This window comes from Stenotrophomonas sp. (genome assembly GCF_032066555.1).
Classification (GTDB): Bacteria; Pseudomonadota; Gammaproteobacteria; order Xanthomonadales; family Xanthomonadaceae; genus Stenotrophomonas.
Genome location: NZ_DAMBKV010000001.1, coordinates 213,573 through 238,055 on the forward strand (window position 1 = coordinate 213,573; position 24,483 = coordinate 238,055).

Below are 24,483 nucleotides of genomic sequence, written 5' to 3' on the forward strand. Positions count from 1 at the left end.
CCTTTCGCGTAGCGAAGGGGAGGGCTGGGGAGGGGTTGGCTGTTGAGCTTCGGTTATTGCGTTTGAAGCCTTGCAAGCAATAGCAAAAGCTACCCCCTCCCAACCTCCCCCTTGGCTGCGCCAAAGGGGAGGGGCTTTTGCCCCCTCCCTTTCGCGTAGCGAAGGGGAGGGCTGGGGAGGGGTTGGCTGTTGAGCTTCGGTTGTTGCGTTTGAAACCCTGCAAGCAACAGCAAAAGCTACCCCCTCCCAGCCTCCCCTTGGCTACGCCAAAGGGGAGGGGCGGTGCGTGCAGCCCTGAGTTCACATTGGGTTACTCCTTTTCCTGCGCAACCACCGCGCCGGTCGCCGGGTCCAAACGCACCTCGACCTTCTCCCCGCTGGCGGTTCGGCCCTTGGCCTTCCACATGCCGTCATCCAGCTTTACATCGCTGACGCCGGTGTAGCCGGCGCCGGCGAGCTGTGCGCGGATATCTGCCTCGCTCAGCTGCGATACCGCTTTGTCCGGGTAAACGGTGCCATTGCGCGGGTCGATCTTCACGTCGACCTGCTTGCCATCTGCGCTGGTTGCATCGGCCTCCCACATGCCGTCATCGAACTTGACGTCCTTGACGTTGGTATAGCCCTGCGACTCAAGGTGCGCACGCACCTGCGGCGCGGTCAGTGCATCCTGTGCCTGGGCGATGCCGCTGCCGGCCAATGTCAGCGCGGCTGCAATCAATGCGGTACCTAGCGGTCGGTTGTTCATTGGTCTGCTCCTTCGGGTTCATCTTCATCGCGCTTCTGACGCGGGATCAACGCTAACCCCGCCAACCTGTATCGATCCGTGAATTTGTGCGGCTTCAACAGGCGACAATCGGATGCGGTTAATGGATGTGCATAGGAGTGCAAAAAAATGTTTTCAGGATGTTCATTCCTGCCGCAGTGGATGCTTGGGTCGGTGCGCGACAACCGGCAGCTGTAGTGCCGAGCCATGCTCGGCAGGGGCTTTGCAGATCAGCTGGGCGTGCGCAGACGTGCAGGAGCGAGGTGAGTCGCGAAGCCGACAAACCACCGGGTCGCAGAGATGCCTATCGCTGATGTGACGCATGCTTCGCGGCTTGCGTCGCTCCCACAACGCGTCCAGATGGGCGAGGCGATGACGGAAACGTCTGGAAGTCACCGCCATGGGCAATGCATCCATGCGAGGGGCGATGCTGTGACCACCACCAGTGCCAACAGTTTCCAGCCCTCCCGGTGAAGATGGCAGCGTCGGCAAGCAACGGTGTCGGCTGCAACCAAATGACGGCCGCGGCGGCGCTGCATGGCAGACTGCGGCCATTATTTCTCCTGTCACGGCCATGTCCACCGCAGCCAGCTCCGCCCCTCTGAACTCCCCGCGCCGCGTCCTGGCGGCGAGTCTTGTCGGCACCACCATCGAGTTTTTCGACTTCTACATCTACGCCACGGCGGCGGTGCTGGTGTTTCCCAAGCTGTTCTTTCCCGAGAGCAGCAATGACGCCGCGCTGCTGCAGTCGTTGGCGACTTTTGCGGTGGCGTTCATCGCGCGGCCGGTGGGCTCGGCGGTGTTCGGGCACTACGGCGACCGGATCGGGCGCAAGGCAACACTGGTTGCAGCACTGCTGACCATGGGATTGTCGACGGTGGCGATCGGGCTGTTGCCGACCTATCACGACATCGGCGTGACAGCGCCGCTGTTGCTGGCACTCTGTCGGTTTGGGCAGGGCCTCGGGCTTGGCGGGGAATGGGGCGGCGCGGTGTTGCTGGCGACCGAGAACGCGCCGCCGGGCAAGCGCGCCTGGTACGGGATGTTCCCGCAGTTGGGTGCGCCGCTGGGGTTCCTGCTGTCGGCCGGTACCTTCCTGTTGCTGGGGCGGGCTCTGGACGATGCCAGTTTCCTGTCCTGGGGCTGGCGCGTGCCGTTCGTCGCCAGTGCGTTGCTGGTGATCGTGGGGCTGTGGGTGCGCTTGAACATCCGCGAGACGCCGGATTTCCAGAAGGCGCTGGACCAGGGCCAGCGCGTGCGCCTGCCAATGCGTGAGGTGCTGGTCCGCCATGGCTTCGCGGTGGTCGTTGGCACCTTGGCGGCGTTCGCCACTTTCGTGCTGTTCTACCTGATGACGGTGTTCACGCTGGGCCACGGCACGTCGGTGCTGCGCTATGCGCGCGAGGACTTCCTGCTGCTGCAGATGGTCGGCATCCTGTTCTTCGCTGCCGGCATTCCATTGGCGGCGCTGTACGGCGATCGTCATGGTACGGTCAAGGCGATGTTGTGGGCGACGCTGGGCATCTTTGTATTCGGCCTGCTGTTCCAACCCCTGTTCCAGGCCGGGCATCCCTTGCAGGTATTGCTGTTCCTGTCGCTGGGCCTGTTCCTGATGGGCCTGACCTACGGACCCTGCGGCACGATGCTGGCCAGCCTGTATCCGGTGCAGGTGCGCTATACCGGCGCGTCGTTGTCATTCAATCTGGCGGGGATTCTGGGCGCCGCCCCCGCGCCTTATGCGGCGACCTGGCTGGCCGGAAAGTTCGGCATCGCCGCGGTTGGCGGCTATCTGTGCGGCACCGCGCTGCTGACGGCACTTGCGTTGTTGGCAATCCGCCGTTGGCAGCGGCAGGGTGCCGCAGGGACGCCGTAAGTCGCGACTACTGCCGGTCCCACACAAGACCGGCGACGTGTGCGCCTTGCGGCGTTCCTGCAGCGATGAAACGCAGGAGCAGCGGTGTTGCGATACCTGCTGGGCTTCACGCAGCCGCGCCACTCCCGCAAAGCGGATCAGCAGATCAGCGGAACAGGCGCTTCAGCGTGCGTCCCAGCCAGCTGCCCTCCTGGTGCTCCTTGGCGAACTGGTTGAGGTGGCGCTTGACGTGCTCGGCATACGCTTTGTCATCACCACGGATGTGGTTGAACAACCAGCGTGACAGCATGTTGCGCAGCTCGTCGGTGACGTCCTCGCCGGACTGGAAGCGCATGCGGTACTCGGAGACGCGCTTGCCGAATACTTCGTGCACGCGTTTGTGGGCCGCGCAGAAGGGGTAGCCGGCTTCTTCCATCAACTCTTCTTCAAAGGCGAAGTGCGACATGGTGTAGTCCACCAGTTCGTCGATGACTTCAGCCACGGCGACGCGCTCCAGACTCTTTTGAGCGACGTGCAGGTGGTTGAGCATCTCCACGATGCGCATGTGCTGGTGGTCGATGACCTCCACGCCCGTATTGAGATCGTCTTGCCAGACCAGTAGTGCCACCGCCACTTCTCCCTCTGTGTGCTTTGAGCTGCACTGTAGGGAGCGGGCCGGGAAGGCGCGTTGATCTGGATCAATGCCTGTAGCGGGGCAAGGATTTCATTCAGATATGGCGGTGAGGGCTTTCAGTGCGTATCGGCGCTGCAGACGCGGTTGCGTCCGGCGGCCTTGGCCAGGTACAGCTGGCGGTCGGCTTCGGTGATGAGCTGGTGCAGGTTGCCGCTGTGCAAGGGCATGCGGCAGACGCCGATGCTCACCGTCATGCTCAGGATGCTGTCGCCGAATGGCAGTCGCAAGGCGGCTACCGATTGCCGCACTTTCTCGAAGTGCGCGGCGCTGGCGGCTGCATCCAGTCCGGAAACCATCAGGCAGAACTCCTCGCCACCAAAGCGTGAGCTGATGTCCTGGCTGCGGGTGTTGGCCTGCAGTACCGAGGCGACCGCGCGGATGGCCTGGTCACCAGCCTCGTGGCCAAGGCTGTCGTTGATATGCTTGAAGTGATCGATATCGACCATGGCCACGGCGACCATACCGCCGTTGTCGACGGCACTGAGCTGCCGCTGACTCTGCTCAAGGAAGCTGCGGCGGTTCGGCAGGCCGGTCAGGAAGTCGCGCGTGGCAAGATCCTGCAGCGTGCCGATCAGCTCAAGCTGGTCCACGTTCTGCGACACACGGCAGAAGAATTCCTCGCGCGAGAACGGTTTGCGCAGGAAGTCATTGGCGCCGTTCTTCAGGAAGCGCGGGATCAACGACGGGTCCGAATTGCCGGAAATGCCGATCACCGCCACCTTGTCGCGTGCACGCAATGCGCGCAGCCGCCGGGTGAGCTCGACGCCCTGCATACCCGGCATCTCCTCGTCGACGATGACCAGTCGTATCGCCGGATCGGCCTCGATGGCACGCAGTGCCGCGTTGCCGTCGTCGGCTTCGATGACGTGGTAGCCGTACATCGTCAGCAGCGCAGACGCGTAGGCGCGTGCAGACGGCGAATCGTCCACCACCAGGGCGGCGATCCGGCGATTGCGCTCCATGCGCTGCACCAGCCAGACCAGGTAATCGACACTGCCGGGGGTGTTCTTCAGCACGTAGTCGATGATCTGCTGCTGCAGCACGCGCTTGCGCAGGTCCTCGTCGTAAACACCGCTGACCACGATGGTGGGCAGGCCGCGGTCGACGAAATACTGCACCACCTGGTCGCGGTCGCCATCGGCGAGCACCAGCCCGGTCAGGACCAGGAACCAGCCGTCTTCACGGTCCAGCAGTTCGCCGGCCTCGGCCAGGCTGGAGGCGACGCTGACCGGCAGTTCCAGTCGCTGCTCGATGGCCTCGCGCAGCATCGTGGTGAAGGTGCGCGAGTTCTCCACCAACAGGATGCGCTGGGGCAGGGGCGCGATCGACGGACTGTCAAAGGCGGCCTGTGGCGTGCTGGCAGTAGTGGCGAGAGTAGGGAGCATCGGAAGGTATAGCGGCCGCGGGCGCAAGAGCTTGAGGTTGTATGTGACCGGGAGTGGGGGTTGGCAAGCGCCAGCCCTGCACTCGCGGTGATCCGCGCCCTTCATCCCCGGTCCCCAATCCCCGCCTCACCACAACAGATCGCGCAGCTTGTACCAGGACATTGCCGCCACCAGCATCGGCATGCGCAAGGCCTTGCCGCCCGGGAATACGCCGTGTGGGATGCGTTCGAATACGTCCAGGCGCTGCGCCTGGCCGGCAATGGCGGCGGCGATCACTTCACCGGCCAGCCCGGTGCTGGCGACGCCGTGGCCGGAAAAACCCTGCGCGAAGTACACGTTCGGGGTGATCCGCCCCCAGTGCGGGGCGCGGTTGCGGGTGATGTCGATATAGCCGCCCCAGACGTATTCCATCTCCACATCGGCCAGCTGCGGGAATACCCGGCGCATGCGTCGGGTCATGCTGGCGCGCAGTCCCGGTGGCGGCAGCGCGGAGTAATTGGCTTGGCCGCCGAACAGCAGGCGGTGGTCGCGACTGAGGCGGAAGTAGTCCAGCGCCCAATTGACGTCGGCCACGGCCATGTCGTTGCGGATCAGTGCCCGTGCGCGCTCGGCGCCCAGTGGCCGGGTGGCGCCGATATAGGTGCCGACCGGCATCATCCGGGTTTCCAGCTCGGGGGCGATGTCCTGCAGCCAGGCGTTGCCGGCCAGGATGATGAAATCGGCGTCAACGCGGCCGTGGGCGGTGATCAGCGCTGCTTGCGGGCCGCGTTCAAGCCGGGTGACCGCGGATTGCTCATGGATGGTGACACCAGCGGCTTCAGCGGCCTGGGCCAGGCCCTGCGCATAAGCCAGCGGATGCAGGTGGCCGCTGGCAGCGTCGTAGACCGCGCCCAGGTAGCGTTCGCTGGCCAGTTCCTGCTGCAGGCGTGGGCGGTCCCACCATTCCAGCGGGTAGTCATAGCGTTGCGCCATGCGCTCGATGTCATTGCGCAGGGCGCGTTCCTGGCGCGGCTGGATCGGCACGCTGGCGTGGCCGTCGCGCCAGTCGCAGTCGATGCCGTGGCGAGCAATGCGCTGCTTGAGCATGTGCATGCCTTCGCGCGAGAAATCGAACAGCAGCCGCGCATCGGCGTCACCCACCAGGGTTTCCAGCGTGTCCTGTTCGCAGCCATAGCCGACGATGGCTTGGCCGCCGTTGCGGCCAGAAGCGCCCCAGCCCACGCGTTCGGCTTCCAGTACGGTGACCTTGTAGCCCTTTTCAGCCAGTGCCAATGCGGCGGTCAGGCCGGTGTAGCCGGCGCCGAGCACGGCCACATCGGCGCGCGCCTGGCCCCGCAGGGGCGCGCGTAGCGGAAGCTCGGGTTGGCTGGCGGCATACCAGCTTGGGGGGTAAACGGATGCAGCGGCGTCCACGGACATCTGGCCGAATCAGGGGTGGGAAGTGTAGCGACACCGGCGTATGCAGCGTGCGCAGGCCGGTGAAGAACCCGCATAGTGTGCCTTGCCTTACTTGAATCGCGGATGGCGCTTGGTTGCCTAAACAGCGGGGCAGGGGTAGCGTGCAGGCACGTCTCATGAGCTTCATCCATGGCCAGCCTGCCGCTGGTCGGCTTGCCCAGCGACAGCAAACCGATCGGCTCCCATCCGTTTCTTGTCGTTGGTGAAAAATACGTGCGGGCCGTTGTCGACGGCGCGCAGGCCATGCCGCTGCTGCTGCCTTTGCTGCAACCGCCGCTACCGCCGGAAGCCTGGTTGGCGACGCTGGATGGCCTGCTGCTGACCGGTGCAACCAGCAACATCGAGCCGTACCACTACGATGGCGGCGACAGCTGGCCGGGCAATCCGCACGATCCGGCGCGCGATGCCAACGTATTCGGGCTGATCCCGCAGGCGCTGGCGCTGGGCATGCCGATCCTGGCGATCTGCCGTGGTTTCCAGGAGGTGAATGTCGCTTTTGGCGGCAGCCTGCATCCGAAAGTACATGAAGTGCCGGGGCTGGCCGATCACCGTGAAAACCCGGCGTCATCATTGGAAGTGCAATATGGGCCGGCGCATGCGTTGCAACTGAGCCCGGGTGGTTTGCTGGCAGGCATTGCCGGCGGCAGCGAGGTGATGGTCAACTCGGTGCACGGGCAAGGCGTGGCCAGGCTGGGCGAAGGGCTGCAGGTCGAGGCCCGCGCGCCGGACGGGCTGATCGAGGCGTTTCGTGGCAGCGGACCGTCGTTCCTGCTCGGCCTGCAGTTCCACCCGGAATGGCGGGTTACCGAAAACCCGTTCTATCTGGGCATATTCCAAGCCTTCGGCGAGGCCTGTCGCCGCTATCGGTCACACAAACAAGTTGGTTCCCCATGACGTCGCGCCCCCGCACCCGCAGCCGTAAAACCGCCATTGCCGTACAGGAAGAAAGCCTGTTGCTGCGCTGGCTCAAGGAGCGGCACATCACCGAGGTTGAATGTCTGGTGCCGGATATCACCGGCAACGCGCGCGGCAAGATCATCCCGGCCGACAAGTTCTCGCACGATTACGGCACCCGTCTGCCCGAGGGCATTTTCGCTACCACGGTGACCGGCGATTACCCGGATGATTACTACGAGCTGACCTCGCCGGCCGACGCGGACATGATCCTGCGGCCGGACCCGGACACCGTGCGGATGGTGCCGTGGGCGACTGATCCGACCGCGCAGATCATCCACGACTGCTACACAAAGAATGGCCAGCCGCATGAGCTGGCACCGCGCAATGTATTGCGGCGGGTCCTGGCCGCCTATGAAGAGCTTGGACTGAAGCCGGTGGTGGCGCCGGAAGTGGAGTTCTTCCTGGTGCAGAAGAATACCGACCCGGATTTCCCGCTGCTGCCGCCAGCTGGTCGCTCCGGTCGTCCGGAAACCGCCCGGCAATCGTATTCGATCGATGCGGTCAATGAATTCGATCCCATCCTCGACCTGATGTACGACTATTGCGATGCGATGAAGCTGGACGTGGATACCTTGATCCACGAATCCGGCGCCGCGCAGTTGGAAGTCAATTTCACCCATTCCGACGCGATGTCCCTCGCCGATCAGGTCTTCCTGTTCAAGCGAACCATGCGTGAGGCGGCGCTGCGTCACGGCATCTATGCCACCTTCCTGGCCAAGCCGATGGAGACCGAACCCGGCAGCGCCATGCACATCCACCAGAGCCTGGTGCGCATTGTCGATGGTCGCAATGTGTTTGCCGGCCACGCCGAAGGCGAGTACAGCGAGACTTTCGACAACTACCTGGCTGGCCTGCAGAAGTACGTGCCTGCGGCGATGGGCTTCTTTGCCCCGAACGTGAACTCCTATCGCCGGCTGGTGTTCGGCGAGGTATCGCCGAGCAATGTGGAATGGGGCTTCGACAACCGCACCTGCGGCCTGCGTGTGCCGATGGACAGCCTGGAGAACAATCGCGTGGAGAGCCGTTTTGCCGGTTCCGACGCCAATCCCTACCTGGCGATGGCGGCGACGCTGGCCTGTGGCCTGCTGGGCATCCGCGAGAAGTTGACCCCGACCACCCCGATCAGCGGCAACGCCAAGGAGCTGGGCTACGAACTGCCGCGCTCGCTGGGCGAGTCGCTGGATGCGCTGGAGGGCTGCGAAGCCCTGCAGGAGCTACTGGGGCGCCGTTTCTGCCGCGCCTATGTCTCGGTCAAACGCAAGGAATACGAGACCTTCTTCCGCGTGATCAGCTCCTGGGAGCGCGAATTCCTGCTGCTGAATGTTTGACCGCAAGGCTTGGCTCCCTCCCTTTTGCGTAGCAAAGGGGAGGGTTGGGGAGGGGGTTGCTGTTGAGCTTTGGCTCCGGCGTTTGAAGCCTGCAGGCAACGGCTGCAGCTACCCCCTCCCAGCCTCCTCTTTAGGCTGTGCCAAAGGGGAGGGGCGGTGCATGCAGCTCTGCTCCCTCCCTTTGGCGCAAGCCAAGGGGAGGGCTGGGGAGGGGGAGCTCTGCTGTGGCGTTTCAAGTGTTGCCAGCTTCGCGGCTCACGCCGCTCCCACAAGCCCTACATCCAACTTCTACACACGAAGCCGCCGCAGATGGGACAATATGCCCACTTCCCGGCCTGGCCGGTCCCCCCATACCGCTCCCGGATCCCACTGGAGAACCCATGAATCTGCGCATTCTCACCGTTGGTGTCGCCATCTCCCTGCTCGCTGCCTGCGGCGGCAAGGAAGAGGGCGCCAAGCCCGCTGAAGGCGGCGAGGCCAAGGTCCTCAACGTCTACAACTACTCGGACTACATCGCCGAGGACACCATCCCGAACTTCGAGAAGACCACCGGCATCAAGGTCACCTACGACGTATTCGACAGTGACGAGATGGTCGAGACCAAGTTGCTGACCGGCGACAGCGGCTACGACATCGTGGTGCCGACGCTGAACTTCTTCGGCCGCCAGATCCAGGCCGGCGTGTTCCTGCCGCTGGACAAGAGCAAGATCCCGAACCTGGCCAACCTCGACCCGGCGGTGATGCAGCGCATTGCCGGCCAGGACCCGGGCAACCAGTACGGCGTGCCGTACATGATGGGCAGCACCGGCATCGGTTACAACGTGGCCAAGCTGAAGGAACGTTTTGGCGGCAGCGCTGACATCGCCAACAGCTGGGACCTGGTGTTCAAGCCGGAAAACATCGCCAAGATGAAGGACTGCGGCGTGACCCTGCTGGACACTCCGGCCGACATGATCCCGGTGGCACTGCACTACCTGGGCGAAGACCCGCACAGCGCCGACCCGGCCGTGCTGCAGAAGGCGGCCGACCTGCTCAAGTCGATCCGCCCGTACGTGCAGAACTTCCACTCCTCGCAGTACGTGGGTTCGCTGGCCAACGGCAGCACCTGCCTGGTGGTGGGCTGGTCGGGCGACATCATCCAGGCCCGTGACCGCGCCGAAGAAGCCAAGAACGGCGTGGAAGTGGCGTATTCCATTCCGAAGGAAGGCGCACCGCAGTGGTTCGACATGCTGGCCATCCCGAAGGATGCCAAGCACCCGGGCAACGCCTATGCCTTCATCAACTACCTGCTGGAGCCGGAGGTAGCGGCCAAGAACACCAACGTGACCCACTACGCCAACCCGGTGAAGTCGGCCACCTCGCTGGTCGACCCGGCCATCCGCGACGACAAGACCATCTATCCGGCCGAGGATGTGGCCGCCAAGATGTTCACCTACGCGATCAACAGCCCGGAGACGGACAAGCTGTATACCCGTCTGTGGACCGAGATCAAGACCGGTCGTTGATTCCAGGCAGGTTTAGCGTGTGAGTGTTTACAACGCCTCCCTCTTGCAGGGAGGCGTTGTTGTTTGCGGCGTTCGCGCGCTGTCGGTTGCCAGTGGAGAAGGCGAGGCAGGGCTTGTCTCCCTCCCTTTGGCGCAGCCAAGGGGGTGAAGAAGGCCTGCTTGCACGCCATTGGCGCGCGGCCTGATGAACGACCGAAGGCTGCGCCTTCGGGCCGGACGGGCTGGGGAGGGGTAAGTTTTTGTGGCCCTTCGGGAGTTGCCAGCTTCGCGGCGGACGGCGCTCCTGCAGGTTCTGCTCGGAACGCCCCTGCCGAGCATGGCTCGGCACTACCGCGGGGCGCACGCGCTGCGGCTTGGCTTGTCTCCCTCCCTTTGGCGTAGCCAAGGGGAGGGCTGGGGAGGGGTAAGCCTTTGTGGCCTTTCGCGCATTACCAGCCTCGCGGCGGACGCCGCTGCTACGGCCTGCGCACCTTCACATCGGCCCCAACCGCCACAGCCAGCGGTGTCGCCGACAAAAATGGGGGGCTAAACTACGCCCGTTTGTTCACCTGCCTGCTTCCGGAGCCCCTACATGCCCGTTGACGCCAAGCCGGACCCGATCGCCCTCAGCAGCGAGCCCGGCTATCTGTCCATTCGCGATCTGCGCAAGGAATTCGATGGCTTTGTCGCCGTCGATGACGTCAACCTGGACGTTCGCAAGGGCGAGATCTTCGCCCTGCTGGGCGGTTCGGGCAGTGGCAAGTCCACCCTGTTGCGCTGCCTGGCCGGCTTCGAGACGCCGACCAAGGGCAGCATCCTGCTCGACGGCCAGCCGATCACCGCGCTGCCGCCCTACGAGCGGCCAATCAACATGATGTTCCAGTCCTATGCGCTGTTCCCGCACATGACGGTGGAGCAGAACATCGCCTTCGGCCTGAAGCAGGACGGCATGGCCAAGGATGCGATCGCCCGCCGCGTCGGCGAGATGCTGGAGCTGGTACAGCTGCAGAAGCTGGGCAAGCGCAAGCCGCACCAGCTCTCCGGTGGCCAGCAGCAGCGCGTGGCGCTGGCGCGGTCGCTGGCCAAGAGCCCCAAGCTGTTGTTGCTGGACGAACCAATGGGCGCGCTGGACAAGAAGCTGCGCTCGAAGATGCAGTTGGAGCTGGTCAACATCATCGAGCAACTGGGCGTCACCTGCGTCATGGTCACCCATGACCAGGAAGAAGCCATGACCATGGCCACCCGCATCGCGGTGATGGACCAGGGCTGGATCCAGCAGATCGGCAAGCCGGACGATATCTACGAACAGCCGGCCAACCGCTTCGTCGCCAGCTTCATCGGCTCGGTCAATCTGTTCGAGGGCGTGATCGACGAGGATCTGCCCGAGTACGTCACCGTGCGCACCGCCGACTTCCCGGCGCCGATCTATGTCGGCCACGGCATCACCGGTTACGAAGGTCAGCCGGTGGCGTTCGCGCTGCGCCCGGAAAAGGTGCATATCGCGAAGGAAGAGCCGGAGGGTGAAACCAACAAGGCGTTTGGCGTGGTCGAGGACATCGCCTATTTCGGCAGCCACTCGGTCTACCACGTGCGCCTGCCCAGTGGTGCCAAGATCCTGTCCAACTTCGCCAACATGAAGCGCTGGGACAGTGACGGCATTACCTGGAACGACGAAGTCTGGGTGTCCTGGGACGACAACGACGGCGTGGTGCTGACCTCATGAGCGCGATCGGGCCGAACCTGGGTGGGTGGCGGCGCTGGCTGCCGGGTGCGCGCGCCGGTGTGATCGGCGTGCCCTATCTGTGGCTGCTGCTGTTCTTCGCGATCCCGTTCCTGATCGTGCTGAAGATCTCCTTCGCCAAGATGGCGGTGGCGATGCCGCCGTATACCTCCATCGTGGAATACGTGGACAACGCGTTCACGGTCAATCTCAACCTGGGCAACTACACCGCGCTGTTCACCGACAGCCAGTACGTGGTGGCCTACCTGAGCTCGATCAAGATCGCGGTGATCTCGACCTTGCTGACCCTGCTGATCGGCTACCCGATGGCCTATGTGATCTCGCGCATGTCGCCGTCGGCGCGCAACATCGCGATGATGCTGGTGGTGCTGCCGTCGTGGACCTCGTTCCTGATCCGCGTCTATGCCTGGATCGGCATCCTCGACAGCAACGGCCTGATCAACCGCACGCTGATGAGCATCGGCTTGATCGATGAGCCGCTGCGCATCCTCTATACCCCGGTCGCAGCCTATATCGGCATCGTCTACTGCTACCTGCCGTTCATGGTGCTGCCGCTGTACGCCAACCTGGTCAAGCTCGACCACCGTCTGCTGGAGGCCGCCTACGACCTCGGTGCCAAGCCCTGGCAGGCCTTCCTGCGCATCACCTTGCCGCTGTCGCGCAGCGGCATCATTGCTGGCTGCATGCTGGTGATGATCCCGGCGGTGGGTGAGTTCGTGATCCCGGAAATGCTGGGTGGCCCGGATACGCTGATGATCGGCCGCGTGCTGTGGGGCGAGTTCTTCAACAACCGCGACTGGCCGTTGGCCTCGGCGGTGGCGATCGTGATGCTGATCCTGCTGCTGATCCCCATCATCATCTTCAACCGGTCCCAGCAGCGTGAGCTGGAAGGGAAGCTGGCATGAGCATGACCCGGCGTAGTTCCTGGTTGGGTTGGAGCATCCTGCTGCTCGGCTTTGCGTTCCTGTACCTGCCGATCCTGTTGTTGATGGTGTATTCGTTCAACTCCTCGCGCTTGGCGACGGTATGGGCCGGCTTCTCCACGCAGTGGTATGGCGAATTGTTCCGCGATCGCCAGCTGCTGCAGGCGGCGTGGATCAGCATCAAGATCGCGTTCTGGACGGCGAGCGCGGCGATGGTGATCGGCACCATGGCGGCGATGGCGATGACCCGCTTCAAGCGTTTCCCCAGCAAAACCATCTTCGGTGCCCTGGTGACCGCGCCGCTGGTGATGCCGGAAGTGATCATCGGCCTGTCGATCCTGCTGATGCTGGTGTCGATGGGCGGCCTGTTCGGCCTGCCGTCCAAGGGCGTGGTGGCGATCTGGATCGCACATGTCACCTTCACCATTTCCTTCGTGACGGTGGTGGTGTCCTCGCGCCTGCAGGAGCTGGACCGCTCGCTGGAAGAGGCGGCGATGGACCTGGGCGCGAACCGGATCAAGGTGTTTTTCCTGATCACCTTGCCAATCATCGCCCCGGCGCTGCTGTCCGGCTGGCTGCTGGCCTTCACCCTGTCGCTGGACGACGTGGTGATTGCCAGTTTCGTTGCCGGCCCCAGCTCGACCACCTTGCCGATGAAGATCTTCGCCTCGGTGCGCATGGGCGTCAGCCCCAAGATCAACGCCCTGGCCACGTTGATGGTGCTGGCGGTGTCGACGGTGGCGGTGCTGGGCTGGTGGATTTCGGCCCGCGCAGAGAAGCGTCGCCAGCGCGACATGCAGCTGGCGCTGCAGGAAAACGGCTGAGGGGCAAATGTAGTGCCGAGCCATGCTCGGCAGAGGCTTTCCCAGCAATCCATCACCAATGTCGGAGCGGCGTCAGCCGCGAAGCCGTTGAGCGGTCAGATCGCAGCCATGCTGGTGATTTCAACGCTGCCAGCTTCGCGGCTGACGCCGCTCCCACAATGATGCGGCCGGCTGATGGATGGCTGCTAAAAGCCCCTGCCGAGCATGGCTCGGCACTACAGGGCCGGCTTGGGATTTACCTGCGCGCAACATTCGCGGCGCTACCATTCCTGCATTCGTTGAATGCAGGTGAGTCCATGGCGTCGTATCAGACTATCAATCCCTTCAATGGCGAGGTCGTGCGCACGGTTGAGCTGCTGACTGCCGCTGGCATTGAGCAGCGTCTGGCCGCAGCTGAATCGGCGTTCCCACAATGGTCGGGTTTGTCACTGGAGCAGCGTGGCGACCATCTGCGCAAGGTCGCCGCCGGCCTGCGCGAGCGCCGCGACGAAATCCAGCGCGTGATGACTTCCGAGATGGGCAAGCTGCGCCGCGAAGCCCTGGCTGAGATCGAGAAGAGCGCGGCGGCCTGCGAGTATTACGCCGACCACGCGGCCGATTACCTCAAGCCGCAGCCGATCCCGACCGAGGCCCAGCGCAGCTACGTGATCTACCAGCCCATCGGCTGCGTGATGGCGGTGATGCCGTGGAATTTCCCGATCTGGCAGGTGATCCGCTTCCTCGCGCCGGGCTTGATGGCTGGCAATGTCGCCCTGCTCAAGCACGCCAGCAATGTGCCCGGCTGTGCCGATCTGCTGCGCGAGGTTGTCACCGCCGCGGGTATTCCAGTGGGCGTATTCGACGTACTGCACATCGACAACGATCAGGCCGCCGAGGTGCTGCGTGATCGTCGTATCAAGGCGGTCACCCTGACCGGCAGCGAGCGTGCAGGGCGGTCGATTGCGGCGAACGCGGGCGACCAGCTGAAGAAGTGCGTGATGGAGCTGGGCGGAAGTGATGCCTTCGTGGTGCTGGATGACGCCGATCTGGATCTGGCGGCGGCTGCAGCGGTGCGCTCGCGCTTCGACAACGCCGGGCAGACCTGCATTGCTGCCAAGCGCTTCATCCTGCTTGACTCCATTGCTGATGCTTTCGTGCAGCGCTACATCGAGGGCGCGCAGGCGCGCGCGTACGGAGATCCGCAGGACGAGGAAAGCACGCTCGCGCCGATGGCGCGCGCCGACCTGCGCGCCGAGCTGCACAAGCAGGTGTGCGCCAGCGTCGACAAGGGCGCGAAGGTGTTGCTGGGTGGCGCACCTGTGGCTGGCAGCAATGCGGGCTATCAGGCAACTATCCTCGACAATGTCGGGCCGGGCATGCCTGCCTACGAAGAAGAGTTGTTCGGGCCGGTGGCGGCGATCATCCGGGTCAAGGACGAAGCCGAGGCGGTACGTGTCGCCAATGACACCAGTTTTGGTCTGGGTGGCAGTGTCTGGACCCGTGATGTGCTGCGTGGCGAGAATGTTGCCGTGCAGCTGCAGTGCGGCGCGGCCTTCGTCAATTCAGTGGTGAAGAGCGACGCGCGGCTTCCGTTTGGCGGGACCAAACGGTCCGGGTTCGGGCGTGAGTTGGCGGGACCGGGTATTCATGAGTTCATGAACATCAAAACGGTGTACGTCGCCTGACGGCGAAGTTGTAGGAGCGGCGTAAGCCGCGAAGCTGGTAATCCCACAAGGGCCCACGAAATCCTGCAACTGCAGTGAACCAGGTGCAGGCTGGGCAAGGTTTTGACCAGCAGCGGCTTCGCGGCTTGCGCCGCTCTGATACGGGCTGCTGGTAAAGCCCCTGCCGAGCATGGCTCGGCACTACGGATGCAGCTCCCTCCCTTTCGCGCAGCGAAGGGGAGGGTTGGGGAGGGGTCGGCTTTTCGGCTTCTGATTTTGCAGTTGCTTCGCGGCTTACACCGCTCCTACAAGAACACAAATGCCGCTCTCATCAACCGAACGGTTGGTCGATGGACTTGCTCTGCGGGGTCATCAGTGCGGCGCCATCCTCGGTGACGTAGAGGATGTCTTCCAGGCGTACGCCGAAGCGGTCCGGGATGTAGATGCCGGGTTCGTCGCTGAAGGTCATGCCGGGTTCCAGCAAGTGGGTATTACCGCGCACCAGGTAGTCCCATTCGTGCATGTCCAGACCGATGCCGTGGCCGAGGCGGTGGCTGAAATAGCGGTAGTCCGGGCCGTAGCCGGAATCGCTGATCACCTTGCGGGCAGCGGCATCCACATCGCCCATCGCCACGCCCGGGCGTGCCGTATTCAATGCGGCGGTCTGCGCCTTCAGTACGATGTCGAATACCTTGCGGATCTCGTCATCGGGCTGGCCCAACACCACGGTGCGGGTGATATCGCTGGTATAGCCACCGGCACGGCAACCGCCGTCGAAGATGATCGGCGTGCCTTCGACCAGGTGCTGCGGCTTGTCGGAGCCATGCGGTGATGCGGTGTACTTGCCGACGTTGACGCTGGCATCGCCCCTCAAGCCGGTGCGGGCATAGGCCATCGCCAGCAGGCCGCTGATGTCCTGCTCGGTCATGCCGGGCTTCAGTGCTTTCCACACGGCTTCATACACTGCCAGCGTGGCTTCATTGGCAAGTTTCATCAATGCCAGCTCGGCCGGACTCTTGACCCTGCGGCAGCCCGATACCACCGGCCACGCGGGTATCACCTTGGCCTGCGGCAGGGCGTCGGCAATGCCTTTGGCGCGGAAGTAGGGCACGGCTTCTTCCATGCCCAAGGTGCCAGTGGCATGGCCCATGTCACGCAGCACCTTGGCGACCAGGACGTAGGGGTCTTCGTCTTCCTGCCAGCCACGCACGTCGTTGCCCAGCTTGATCTGCTCCAGCGTACGCACGCGCTCAAATTCCGGGGTGATGTAGACCGGTTCGCCCTTGCGCGGCAGGATTACCCCGGTGAGGCGTTCGCTGTCCCACCAGTGCATGCCGGTGAAATAGGTCAGCGAGCTGCCAGCGCCAATGAACACCGCATCGATGCCGTGCTCGGCCATCAGGCGCTGGGCCTTGGCCACGCGCGCGATTCGCTCGTCATTGCCAATTGGTACAACCTGCGCAGCGACCGATTTCAGGGTGCGCATCGATTCGGGCAACGTGTTGTCGGAAGTGGCTTCCGTCTTTGCGGACGCGATCTGCGACAAGGGCAGCGCGGCGGCACCGGCGATCAGCGTATTGCGCAGGAAATTGCGGCGTGCAGGGTTGGTGTGGTCGTGCTGCATGGTTGCTCTCTGGAAAGACTGGGTAGCTGGTCAAAGCCAGCCGGAACGTTTGAACAGGCGGTACAACACCACGCAGATCACGCCGACGCCAAGCATCAGCAGCGGATAGGCGAAGCGCCCGGCCAACTCCGGCATATGCGCGAAGTTCATGCCGTACCAGCTGGTGACCAGGGTTGGCGCAGCCAGCAGCGCTGCCCAGGCACCGAGCTGCTTGACCGTCTCGCCCTGCGCCAGTGTCACCAGCGACAGGTTCACGCTCAGTGCGGTGCCCAGCATCTCGCGCAAGGTGTCAATGGCGTCGTTGACGCGTGCGGCGTGGTCCTGCACGTCGCGCAGGTACAGCCGCACTTCCTCGTTGATCAGTTGCGCCTGGTTGCGCTGCAGCTGGGCCAGGGCATCCTGCAGCGGCGCAACCGCCAGGCGCATCTTGTTGAGTTCGCGCTTGAGTTCGTACAGGCGGATCACTGTGCGCCGCTTGTAGCTGTCGGCGAATATGTCCTTCTCGAGCAGGTCCAGGGTGTCGCGGAAGCTGTCGGTGATTGGCAGATAGTGATCGACCACCGCATCCAGCACCGAGTACAGGCAGAACGAGGGGCCCATCGCCAGCAGCTCGGGCTCCTGCTCCAGTCGCGCGCGCACCGGCGCATACGACAGCGAAGCGCCATGGCGCACCGTCACCAGGAAGCGCGGGCCCAGGAAGGCATGGGTTTCGCCGTAGCGGATGCGCTCATCCACCACCTGCGCGGTGTGCACCACCACGAACAGGGAATTGCCGTAGGTCTCGATCTTGGGGCGCTGGTGCGCCTTGCGGGTGTCTTCGATCGCCAGTGGATGCAGGTCGAACTCTTCCTGCACCTTGTCCAGGATCGCGTCACTGGGTTCGTACAGGCCAACCCAGACGAAACCCTTGGCATCACCGGCGAGTACGTCGCTGATGCTGTCCAGGTCGAGCGGGCGCTGGGTGCCGTCGGCACCGTACCAGGTGCAATTGATCACGCAGGCCGGGTTGGCCTGGACGGGAGCTGGAGTGATGCCGGTAGTCATCCCGGCATCGTGCCTCAGCTGGCCGTTAACGCCAAGCTGCGGCGCCCCAGGATCAGCGCCAGCGTGATGTGGATGGGCAGCAGCAGCACGATCCACTGCATGTTGAACTGCGCCTGCAGCGATAGCCAATGCAGCGGCAGCGCCAGCAGCGCAATGCCGGTCATCAGCCACAGGACGACCCGGAACCAGGCGCGTGGTTGGCGCCCGCGCAGCAGGCTCCATGCGCCGGGAAGCAACAGCAATGCCAGCGGGCTGAGCAGCAACAGGTTGCGGTTGGCCCATGCGGCCTGGTGTTCGCTGAAGCCCCACAGGAAGGTCAGCAGGCCACCGGCAACGCCACAGAGCAGCCAGAACGGCAGTGCGAATCCGCCGATCAGGCGTGGCTTGCGGCGTGCGGCGTACAGCGCAGCAGCAACTGCCAGCCCGATCAGCAGCCACGGCAGCCAGGAGCGCTGCTTTTCCTTTGGCTCCGGCGGCAGACGCTGCGGCAGCAGTTCCTGTTCGGCCTGTACCAGCGGCCGGCCTTCACTGTTGCGTACTTCGCGCAGGCTGTCGGCCAGGCGCATGGGGACGAAGGCTTCCTGCCAGCGTGACAGCGGCTGGTCAGCGTTTGGGCCCAGGCCAAGGTCAAAGCCCAGCCACATCCATGGCGAAGGCGAGGCCAGTCGCACCGATTCACTGCGGTAGCTGTTGCCACGCGAGCGGCCGGCCAGCTGCGATTGCAGGGCGCCGCCCATGGCCTGGTCCAGGCTGTCGCGCACCATCGTGGCGCAGTTGGCGGTGAAGTAGTCGTAGCGGTAGCGCGCGTTTTCGGGTTTGGCGCGCTCGGCCAGTGCATCAGCCAATGCCTGTGCCTGCGCCGGTGGCAGGTCCAGCCATTGGATGTTTGCCCCACGCCCAACGCTCTCGTATTGCGCCAGGTCCTGCTCCAGCGGCAGTGCGACCAGGTAATACATCATCTTGCCGCGCACGAAGTTGCCGATGAAGTCCGGCTCGGACGGGTCGAAGAAGCCAAAGTTGTACGAGGTCGCCTGTCCGGTCGCCGGGTCCAGCACCACCAGCGCGTCATGGCCGAAGCGCTCGAAGAACACTTCGCCCGGCAGCATGGTCACCACGCCGATGCGTGGTGCCGGGTGTGCATTGGTTTGGCTGGCTTGGTTGGCGACAGGTTGCGCGCTGCTGGCCATCGCGGCCAGCAGCAGGAACAACGACGCAAACGCGGACAGCAGCCGCGGCAGGCGCAGGGTGATCAAGCTTCGTCCTGGTCTTCGGGCGGCAGGATGGTGACGTGGAAGGCCTGCACGCGGCGCGCATCGGCCTTGGCCACGCGGAACACGAAACGCTCCAGGGTCAGCTCGTCACCGATCTCCGGCAGATGGCCCACGGCCTCGGTGACCAGTCCACCGATGGTGTCGTAGTCGTCGTCGGAGAAGTCGGCACCGAAGCGCTCGTTGAAGTCACCAATGGTGGTCAGCGCGTCCACCACGTAGCGACCATCGGCGAGGATGGCGATCTGCGAGGTGTGGTCTTCGGTCTCGTCGTGCTCGTCGTCGATCTGGCCGACAATCTGCTCCAGCACGTCCTCGATGGTGACCAGGCCGGCGACACCGCCGTACTCATCGACCACGATGGCCATGTGGTTGCGCGAGAGCCGGAACTCCTTGAGCAGCACGTTGAGCTTCTTGGCCTCGGGGATCAGCACCGCCGGGCGCAGCAGTTCGCGTACGCTGGCATGGCTGTTGTCGGCTACCACGCCGCGCAGCAGGTCCTTGGCCAGCAGGATGCCAAGGATGTCGTCCTTGTTCTCACCGTGTACCGGGAAGCGCGAATGGCCGGAGTCGACCACCTGCTTCATCAGTTCGATGAAGGGGCATTCGACGGGCAGGGACACCATGTGCGAGCGCGGGATCATCACGTCGCCGACGGTCAGCTCGGCCACCGAAATGGCGCCTTCCATCATCCGCAGGGTGTCTGCGGCGATCAGGCCGTCCTGCTGTGCCGTCTGCAGGGTGGCGACCAGCTCGTCGCGGGTATGGGGTTCGCTGGAGAACGCCGAACCCAGGCGCTCCAACCAGCTGCGTTTCTTCTCGCCGTTCTCGGGCGAGGTACTACTGTCGTCTTCAGACATCTCTTGGTTTGACTGCACCCGGCAGGCCGGGCGGTGCCGACAAGTCTAGCAGGATGTTTGCCGCGCCCTGTTCAAGCAGGCGATGGGGTAGGGGTCTGCACGCTGGGGGGCACGGACGGGGCTTCGACGGGGGTGTCGGGGGCGGTCGGGGTATCTTCCTCGGCAGGCAGGTCCAGGCTGTAGGTGCAGCCCGCCAGGGTTTTGCCGGGGTGGGATTTGACCGTGGACACGCCCAGGATCACCGACTCGATCAGCGCCTCGCCGGTCTTGGCGTCGTTGACGTCGCGGCTGACCAGCTCGCGGCCGGCCATGAACTTGTCCGGGGCGTCGTAGCCGGTTTCCAGCTCCAGTTGTTTGGCCAGCGGGTGCGGGTCCGGCATGTCGAGGATGGCGATGATGGTGCCGCCGGCCATGGCGATATGGTCGGCGCTGTGGCCGAACACCGTGATCGGGGTGTTCAGCATGTACTCGGCCATGAACAGGTTGCCCTGCGGCAAGGGCCGCCAGCCCAATGCAACGGCCTTCAGCGGATCATTGGCGATGGGGGCCAATGCCGCGAACTCACTGACGCTCTGCCGGCACTCTATCAGCGCGGGCAGGTCGATGGCGGGCTGGGCGGCGGCCGAGCCGGTTGCGGCGAGCAAGAGGGGGAGCAGGCAAATCGAGCGCACGGCATTCATTCGGTGAAGTGCAGGAGCCGATGATAGCCGCATCGTGGTGCGGCGCTGTGTTGCAGGAGCACGCGTGGGTAGTGCCGAGCCATGCTCGGCGGGGGCTTTACCGGTAGAGCTTCTGCCGGGCACTACCGGGCATTGCGGGCAATGCCTCTGCCGAGCATGGCTCGGCACTACATGGCTTTGCTGGGAAGACCTCTGCCGAGCATGGCTCGGCACTACCGGGCATTGCCAGGAAAGCTTCTGCTGAGCATGGCTCGGGACTACCTGTGCCTATTGCTCGTTGGCGTAGGGGTCGGCGATGCCCAGGTCGGCCAGGATCTCGCGCTCCAGCTGTTCCATGGCTTCGGCTTCCTTGTCGTCCTCGTGGTCCCAGCCGAGCAGATGCAGCACGCCGTGCACGGTGAGGTGGGCGTAATGGGCGTTGAGCGCCTTGTCCTGTTCCTCGGCCTCGCGGGCGACCACCGGGGCGCAGATCACCAGGTCGCCTAGTAGCGGGAACTTCACCCCCTTGGGCAGGCCTTCGGGCAGCTCGGCCGGAAAGCTGAGCACGTTGGTGGCGTAGTCCTTACCCCGGTAGTGGCGGTTCAGTGACTGGCCTTCCTTGGCGTCGACCAGGCGGATGGCCAGATCAGCTTCGCGGATGCGGCCTTTCAAGGCGGCAGCCACCCAGCGGCGGAAGCTCACCGCTGCCGGCAGGCCAGCGCGGGGCAGGGCGTAGCTGATCGCGACATCAAGACGCACAGGACCCTTGGTCATTCACTTGCTCCGGGTTTGACCTGTTGCAGATCGCGACGGTCATAGGCGCTGACGATACGGGCCACCAGGGGGTGGCGTACCACGTCGCGCGATTCAAAGAAGGTGAAGCTGACGCCGTCCACGCCACGCAGTACCTCGATGGCATCGCGCAGGCCGGATTTGACGTGTTTGGGCAGGTCGGTCTGGGTCAGGTCGCCAGTGACAACCGCGGTCGAGCCAAAGCCGAGGCGGGTCAGGAACATCTTCATCTGCTCGATGGTGGTGTTCTGGGCCTCGTCGAGGATCACGAAGGCGTCATTGAGGGTGCGGCCGCGCATATAGGCCAGCGGCGCGATCTCGATGACATTCTTCTCCAGCAGCTTGGCCACCTTTTCCACGCCCAGCATTTCGTACAGGGCGTCGTACAGCGGGCGCAGGTAAGGGTCGACCTTCTGGGTCAGGTCGCCGGGCAGGAAGCCCAGTTTCTCGCCGGCTTCAACTGCCGGGCGCACCAGGATCAGGCGTTGCACGCGTGACTCATTCAGTGCGTCCACGGCCATCGCCACTGCCAGGAAGGTCTTGCCAGTACCGGCCGGACCGATGCCGAAGCTGATGTCGTGGGTGGCGATCTGGTGCAGGTACTTGGACTGGTTTGCACCGCGCCCGCGCACCGTGCCGCGCTTGACCTTGACCGCTACTTCCTGCGCTTCATAGGCCTGCTCGGTCACGTGATCGACATTGGCGCGGTTCAGGCGCAGATGGATGGCGTGGCTGTCGAAGACGGTGTCGGCCGCCTCGGCATACAGCGCCTTGAGCAGTTTTTCCGCTTCCAGCGCGGTCTTGCCCGGGCCGCTGACGCGGAAGACATGGCCGCGGTTGGCAACCTCCACGCCCAGTTTGAGTTCGACCTGGCGCAGATGTTCGTCGAAGGGGCCGGCCAGGTTGGCCAGCCGTTCGTTGTCAACGGGGTCAAGAGTGAAGTCGCGATGCGTCGTGGTGGTCATTTTTACTAACGGTTACTGGCCGGCGAAGCCGTGCCTTGGACCCGAGAAGGGTACCCCTGCGGCCCGTCGACCACCAGCACGGTCGCGGTTCTCAGTGTTCTCCACAGTCGATGTGGATGTGGCGTGGGCCAAGCTGTGGATATCCCTGTCCGGCCCTTGCGGCATAAGCCTCTTGGCGGGTTGGTTAAAAAACTGCCACATTCGATGGTTTGCAGGTAACAAGTTGTCCACAATTTGTGTGGATCGATTCGGGATGAACATGTGGATAACCGCGCGCAGCCCAATAACGGCGGGCTCCGGGTCGGTGTGGCGAATAAATGACCGCTGTGCCGGGGCAAAGGCGAACGGCAAGAGGTGAGAACGGGCCGTACCGGCTTTTCAAAGCAGAAGCGAACAACGACAGCTGCTCCCCTCTCCCGCTGGCGGGGTGAGAGGGGTGGCTTGCGGGCCACGGATTCGCGGCCCAGCGAACGACCTTGCGCCAAGCGCAAGGTCTGCGGCGGAGCGGGGGCAGGGGTGAAGGCGCTCCTGCTTTGGATCGGTGAACTTCGGCCCCAACCCTCGCGGGCCATGGTCCGCAGGAAGCATGGCCCGCCAACCAGACCCGACAATCCGGAGCCAGTCGGCCTCAGTCCTGCGTAACCACCCGCCCGCGCAACGAATTACTGAAGGCTTCGGTGATCAACACATCCACAAACTGGCCTATCAGACGCGAACTGGCCGGGAAGTTCACCGAACGCATGTTCTCGGTCTTGCCGGTCAGCTCATTCGGGTCCTTGCGCGAAGGGCCCTCGACCAGCACGTTCTGTACCGTGCCGACCATGCGCGCGGAGATGCCGGCTGCGTGCTCGTTGATATGTGCCTGCAAACGCGACAGCCGGGCGTGCTTGTCGGCGTCGCTGGTGGTGTCTTCCAGGTCGGCCGCCGGGGTGCCGGGGCGACGCGAATAGATGAAGGAGAAGCTCTGGTCGAAGCCCACGTCCTCGATCAGCTTCATGGTCTTCTCGAAATCGGCATCGGTTTCACCGGGGAAGCCAACGATGAAGTCCGAGCTGATCGAGATGTCCGGGCGGACCGCGCGCAGCTTGCGGATCTTGGCCTTGAACTCCAGCGCGGTGTAGCCGCGCTTCATCGCGCTGAGCACGCGGTCGCTGCCGGCCTGTACCGGCAGGTGCAGGTAGTTGGCCAGTTTCGGCACGTCGCGGTAGGCGTCCACCAGCGAATCACTGAACTCCAGCGGGTGCGAGGTGGTGAAGCGGATGCGGCCGATGCCGTCGATTTCGGCAAGGGTGCGGATCAGCAGGCCGAGGTCGGCAATCTCGCCGTCGCCGTAGGGGCCACGGTAGGCGTTGACGTTCTGGCCGAGCAGGTTGATCTCACGCACGCCTTGCTCGGCCAACTGTGCGCATTCCACCACCACGTCCTCGAACGGCCGGCTGACCTCGGTGCCACGGGTGTAGGGCACCACGCAGAACGAGCAGTATTTGGAGCAGCCTTCCATGATCGAGACGAAGGCCGAAGGGCCCTCGGCGCGCGGCTCGGGCATGCGGTCGAACTTCTCGATCTCGGGGAAGCTGATGTCCACCTGCGGCTTGTTCTGCTCGCGGCGGGCGCGGATCAGCTCCGGCAGGCGATGCAGGGTCTGCGGGCCAAACACCAGGTCCACGTAGGGCGCGCGCTTGACGATGGCTTCGCCTTCCTGCGAGGCCACGCAGCCGCCGACGCCGATGATGACGTCACGGCCATTGGCCTTGAGCGCCTTCCAGCGGCCGAGCTGGCTGAATACCCTTTCCTGTGCCTTCTCGCGGATGGAGCAGGTGTTGACCAGCACCACGTCGGCTTCTTCGGGGTTGTCGGTCAGCTCCAGGCCCTCGGCGGCGGCGAGTACGTCGGCCATCTTGGTCGAGTCGTACTCGTTCATCTGGCAACCGTGGGTCTTGATATAGAGCTTTCCGCGCGATGGCGAGCCATCGCTGGGCTTGCCGCGTGCGCCGCCGGCAACCGTCGGCCGCTGGCCGGGCAGGGGAATCAGTTCGGGTGTGGTCATTTCAACAGTAGGCACGGCGGAGCCGGCCGTGATCGGCAGGGGAGTTGCTGGCGTCCCGGGCATGGCGCTTATTCCAGACGGGTGGGCGGGCACGCAGCCACTGGGGCTGCATTCGTAGCCGCCTATTGTATCGGTCCGCGGGCCCGAGCACGAAAGCCGCTGCGTCAAATAC

At 64.1% G+C, this 24,483-nt stretch carries 20 protein-coding genes; 8 read left to right on the forward strand and 12 right to left on the reverse strand.

The window, feature by feature from the left end:
* Nucleotides 1-310 precede the first annotated feature (310 nt).
* The gene (locus RT131_RS00960; protein WP_313169469.1) at nucleotides 311-745 is read right to left on the reverse strand and encodes a PepSY domain-containing protein; all 435 of its coding nucleotides are present in this window, start codon (nucleotides 743-745) and stop codon (nucleotides 311-313) included.
* A gap of 592 nt (nucleotides 746-1,337) precedes the next feature.
* On the opposite strand from RT131_RS00960, the gene RT131_RS00965 reads away from it, so the two are divergent.
* Nucleotides 1,338-2,636: an MFS transporter gene (locus RT131_RS00965; protein ID WP_313169470.1), complete on the forward strand. Its 1,299-nt coding sequence runs from the start codon at nucleotides 1,338-1,340 to the stop codon at nucleotides 2,634-2,636.
* Between the two features lie 145 nt (nucleotides 2,637-2,781).
* Here RT131_RS00965 and RT131_RS00970 read toward each other — a convergent pair whose 3' ends face one another.
* The 3 genes from RT131_RS00970 to RT131_RS00980 all read right to left on the reverse strand — a co-directional run bounded on the left by RT131_RS00970 (nucleotide 2,782) and on the right by RT131_RS00980 (nucleotide 6,113).
* Nucleotides 2,782-3,243 (reverse strand): bacteriohemerythrin, encoded by a 462-nt coding sequence (locus RT131_RS00970; RefSeq protein ID WP_313169472.1) that lies wholly within the window; start codon nucleotides 3,241-3,243, stop codon nucleotides 2,782-2,784.
* A gap of 122 nt (nucleotides 3,244-3,365) precedes the next feature.
* On the reverse strand, nucleotides 3,366-4,694 hold the full coding sequence (locus RT131_RS00975; RefSeq protein WP_313169474.1) for a diguanylate cyclase: 1,329 nt from the start codon (nucleotides 4,692-4,694) through the stop codon (nucleotides 3,366-3,368).
* Between the two features lie 126 nt (nucleotides 4,695-4,820).
* Nucleotides 4,821-6,113, reverse strand: coding sequence for an FAD-binding oxidoreductase (locus RT131_RS00980; protein ID WP_313169476.1), 1,293 nt, complete (start codon nucleotides 6,111-6,113; stop codon nucleotides 4,821-4,823).
* 168 nt (nucleotides 6,114-6,281) lie between these two features.
* On the opposite strand from RT131_RS00980, the gene RT131_RS00985 reads away from it, so the two are divergent.
* The 7 genes from RT131_RS00985 (at nucleotide 6,282) to RT131_RS01015 (ending at nucleotide 15,073) form a co-directional block, all read left to right on the forward strand.
* The gene (locus RT131_RS00985) at nucleotides 6,282-7,046 is read left to right on the forward strand and encodes a gamma-glutamyl-gamma-aminobutyrate hydrolase family protein (RefSeq protein WP_313169478.1); all 765 of its coding nucleotides are present in this window, start codon (nucleotides 6,282-6,284) and stop codon (nucleotides 7,044-7,046) included.
* Entirely contained in the window at nucleotides 7,043-8,437 is a 1,395-nt protein-coding gene (locus RT131_RS00990) for a glutamine synthetase family protein (RefSeq protein ID WP_313169480.1), read from the forward strand. The genes RT131_RS00985 and RT131_RS00990 overlap by 4 nt, the downstream gene beginning before the upstream one ends.
* A gap of 380 nt (nucleotides 8,438-8,817) precedes the next feature.
* On the forward strand, nucleotides 8,818-9,942 hold the full coding sequence (locus tag RT131_RS00995) for a polyamine ABC transporter substrate-binding protein (RefSeq protein ID WP_312914405.1): 1,125 nt from the start codon (nucleotides 8,818-8,820) through the stop codon (nucleotides 9,940-9,942).
* Nucleotides 9,943-10,513: 571 nt separating this feature from the next.
* On the forward strand, nucleotides 10,514-11,644 hold the full coding sequence (potA, locus tag RT131_RS01000) for a polyamine ABC transporter ATP-binding protein (protein WP_313169481.1): 1,131 nt from the start codon (nucleotides 10,514-10,516) through the stop codon (nucleotides 11,642-11,644).
* Nucleotides 11,641-12,567 carry an ABC transporter permease subunit gene (locus RT131_RS01005; protein WP_313169483.1) on the forward strand — a complete coding sequence of 309 codons (927 nt, stop codon included), beginning with the start codon at nucleotides 11,641-11,643 and terminating at the stop codon, nucleotides 12,565-12,567. Before potA ends, RT131_RS01005 begins: the two co-directional genes overlap by 4 nt.
* Nucleotides 12,564-13,409, forward strand: coding sequence for an ABC transporter permease subunit (locus tag RT131_RS01010; RefSeq protein ID WP_293706776.1), 846 nt, complete (start codon nucleotides 12,564-12,566; stop codon nucleotides 13,407-13,409). The genes RT131_RS01005 and RT131_RS01010 overlap by 4 nt, the downstream gene beginning before the upstream one ends.
* Before the next feature lie 296 nt (nucleotides 13,410-13,705).
* A complete protein-coding gene (locus RT131_RS01015; RefSeq protein WP_313169484.1) occupies nucleotides 13,706-15,073 on the forward strand; it encodes an NAD-dependent succinate-semialdehyde dehydrogenase in 1,368 nt (455 codons plus the stop codon).
* A 310-nt stretch (nucleotides 15,074-15,383) separates the two neighbouring features.
* Here the strand turns inward: RT131_RS01015 and RT131_RS01020 are convergent, their stop codons facing one another.
* The 8 genes from RT131_RS01020 to miaB all read right to left on the reverse strand — a co-directional run bounded on the left by RT131_RS01020 (nucleotide 15,384) and on the right by miaB (nucleotide 24,311).
* On the reverse strand, nucleotides 15,384-16,676 hold the full coding sequence (locus tag RT131_RS01020; RefSeq protein ID WP_313169486.1) for a Xaa-Pro peptidase family protein: 1,293 nt from the start codon (nucleotides 16,674-16,676) through the stop codon (nucleotides 15,384-15,386).
* A gap of 30 nt (nucleotides 16,677-16,706) precedes the next feature.
* Nucleotides 16,707-17,720 carry a magnesium and cobalt transport protein CorA gene (locus tag RT131_RS01025; RefSeq protein WP_313169487.1) on the reverse strand — a complete coding sequence of 338 codons (1,014 nt, stop codon included), beginning with the start codon at nucleotides 17,718-17,720 and terminating at the stop codon, nucleotides 16,707-16,709.
* Nucleotides 17,721-17,734: 14 nt separating this feature from the next.
* Entirely contained in the window at nucleotides 17,735-18,907 is a 1,173-nt protein-coding gene (locus tag RT131_RS01030) for a DUF4105 domain-containing protein (protein ID WP_313170194.1), read from the reverse strand.
* Nucleotides 18,908-18,969: 62 nt separating this feature from the next.
* The gene (locus RT131_RS01035) at nucleotides 18,970-19,848 is read right to left on the reverse strand and encodes a transporter associated domain-containing protein (RefSeq protein ID WP_313169489.1); all 879 of its coding nucleotides are present in this window, start codon (nucleotides 19,846-19,848) and stop codon (nucleotides 18,970-18,972) included.
* Between the two features lie 71 nt (nucleotides 19,849-19,919).
* Entirely contained in the window at nucleotides 19,920-20,528 is a 609-nt protein-coding gene (locus RT131_RS01040) for a hypothetical protein (protein WP_313169491.1), read from the reverse strand.
* 267 nt (nucleotides 20,529-20,795) lie between these two features.
* A complete protein-coding gene (gene ybeY, locus RT131_RS01045) occupies nucleotides 20,796-21,281 on the reverse strand; it encodes an rRNA maturation RNase YbeY (protein ID WP_313169493.1) in 486 nt (161 codons plus the stop codon).
* Complete coding sequence (locus tag RT131_RS01050; protein WP_313169495.1) at nucleotides 21,278-22,264, reverse strand: PhoH family protein; 987 nt, start codon at nucleotides 22,262-22,264, stop codon at nucleotides 21,278-21,280. Before RT131_RS01050 ends, ybeY begins: the two co-directional genes overlap by 4 nt.
* Before the next feature lie 628 nt (nucleotides 22,265-22,892).
* Entirely contained in the window at nucleotides 22,893-24,311 is a 1,419-nt protein-coding gene (gene miaB / locus RT131_RS01055) for a tRNA (N6-isopentenyl adenosine(37)-C2)-methylthiotransferase MiaB (protein ID WP_313169496.1), read from the reverse strand.
* Nucleotides 24,312-24,483: the final 172 nt, after the last annotated feature.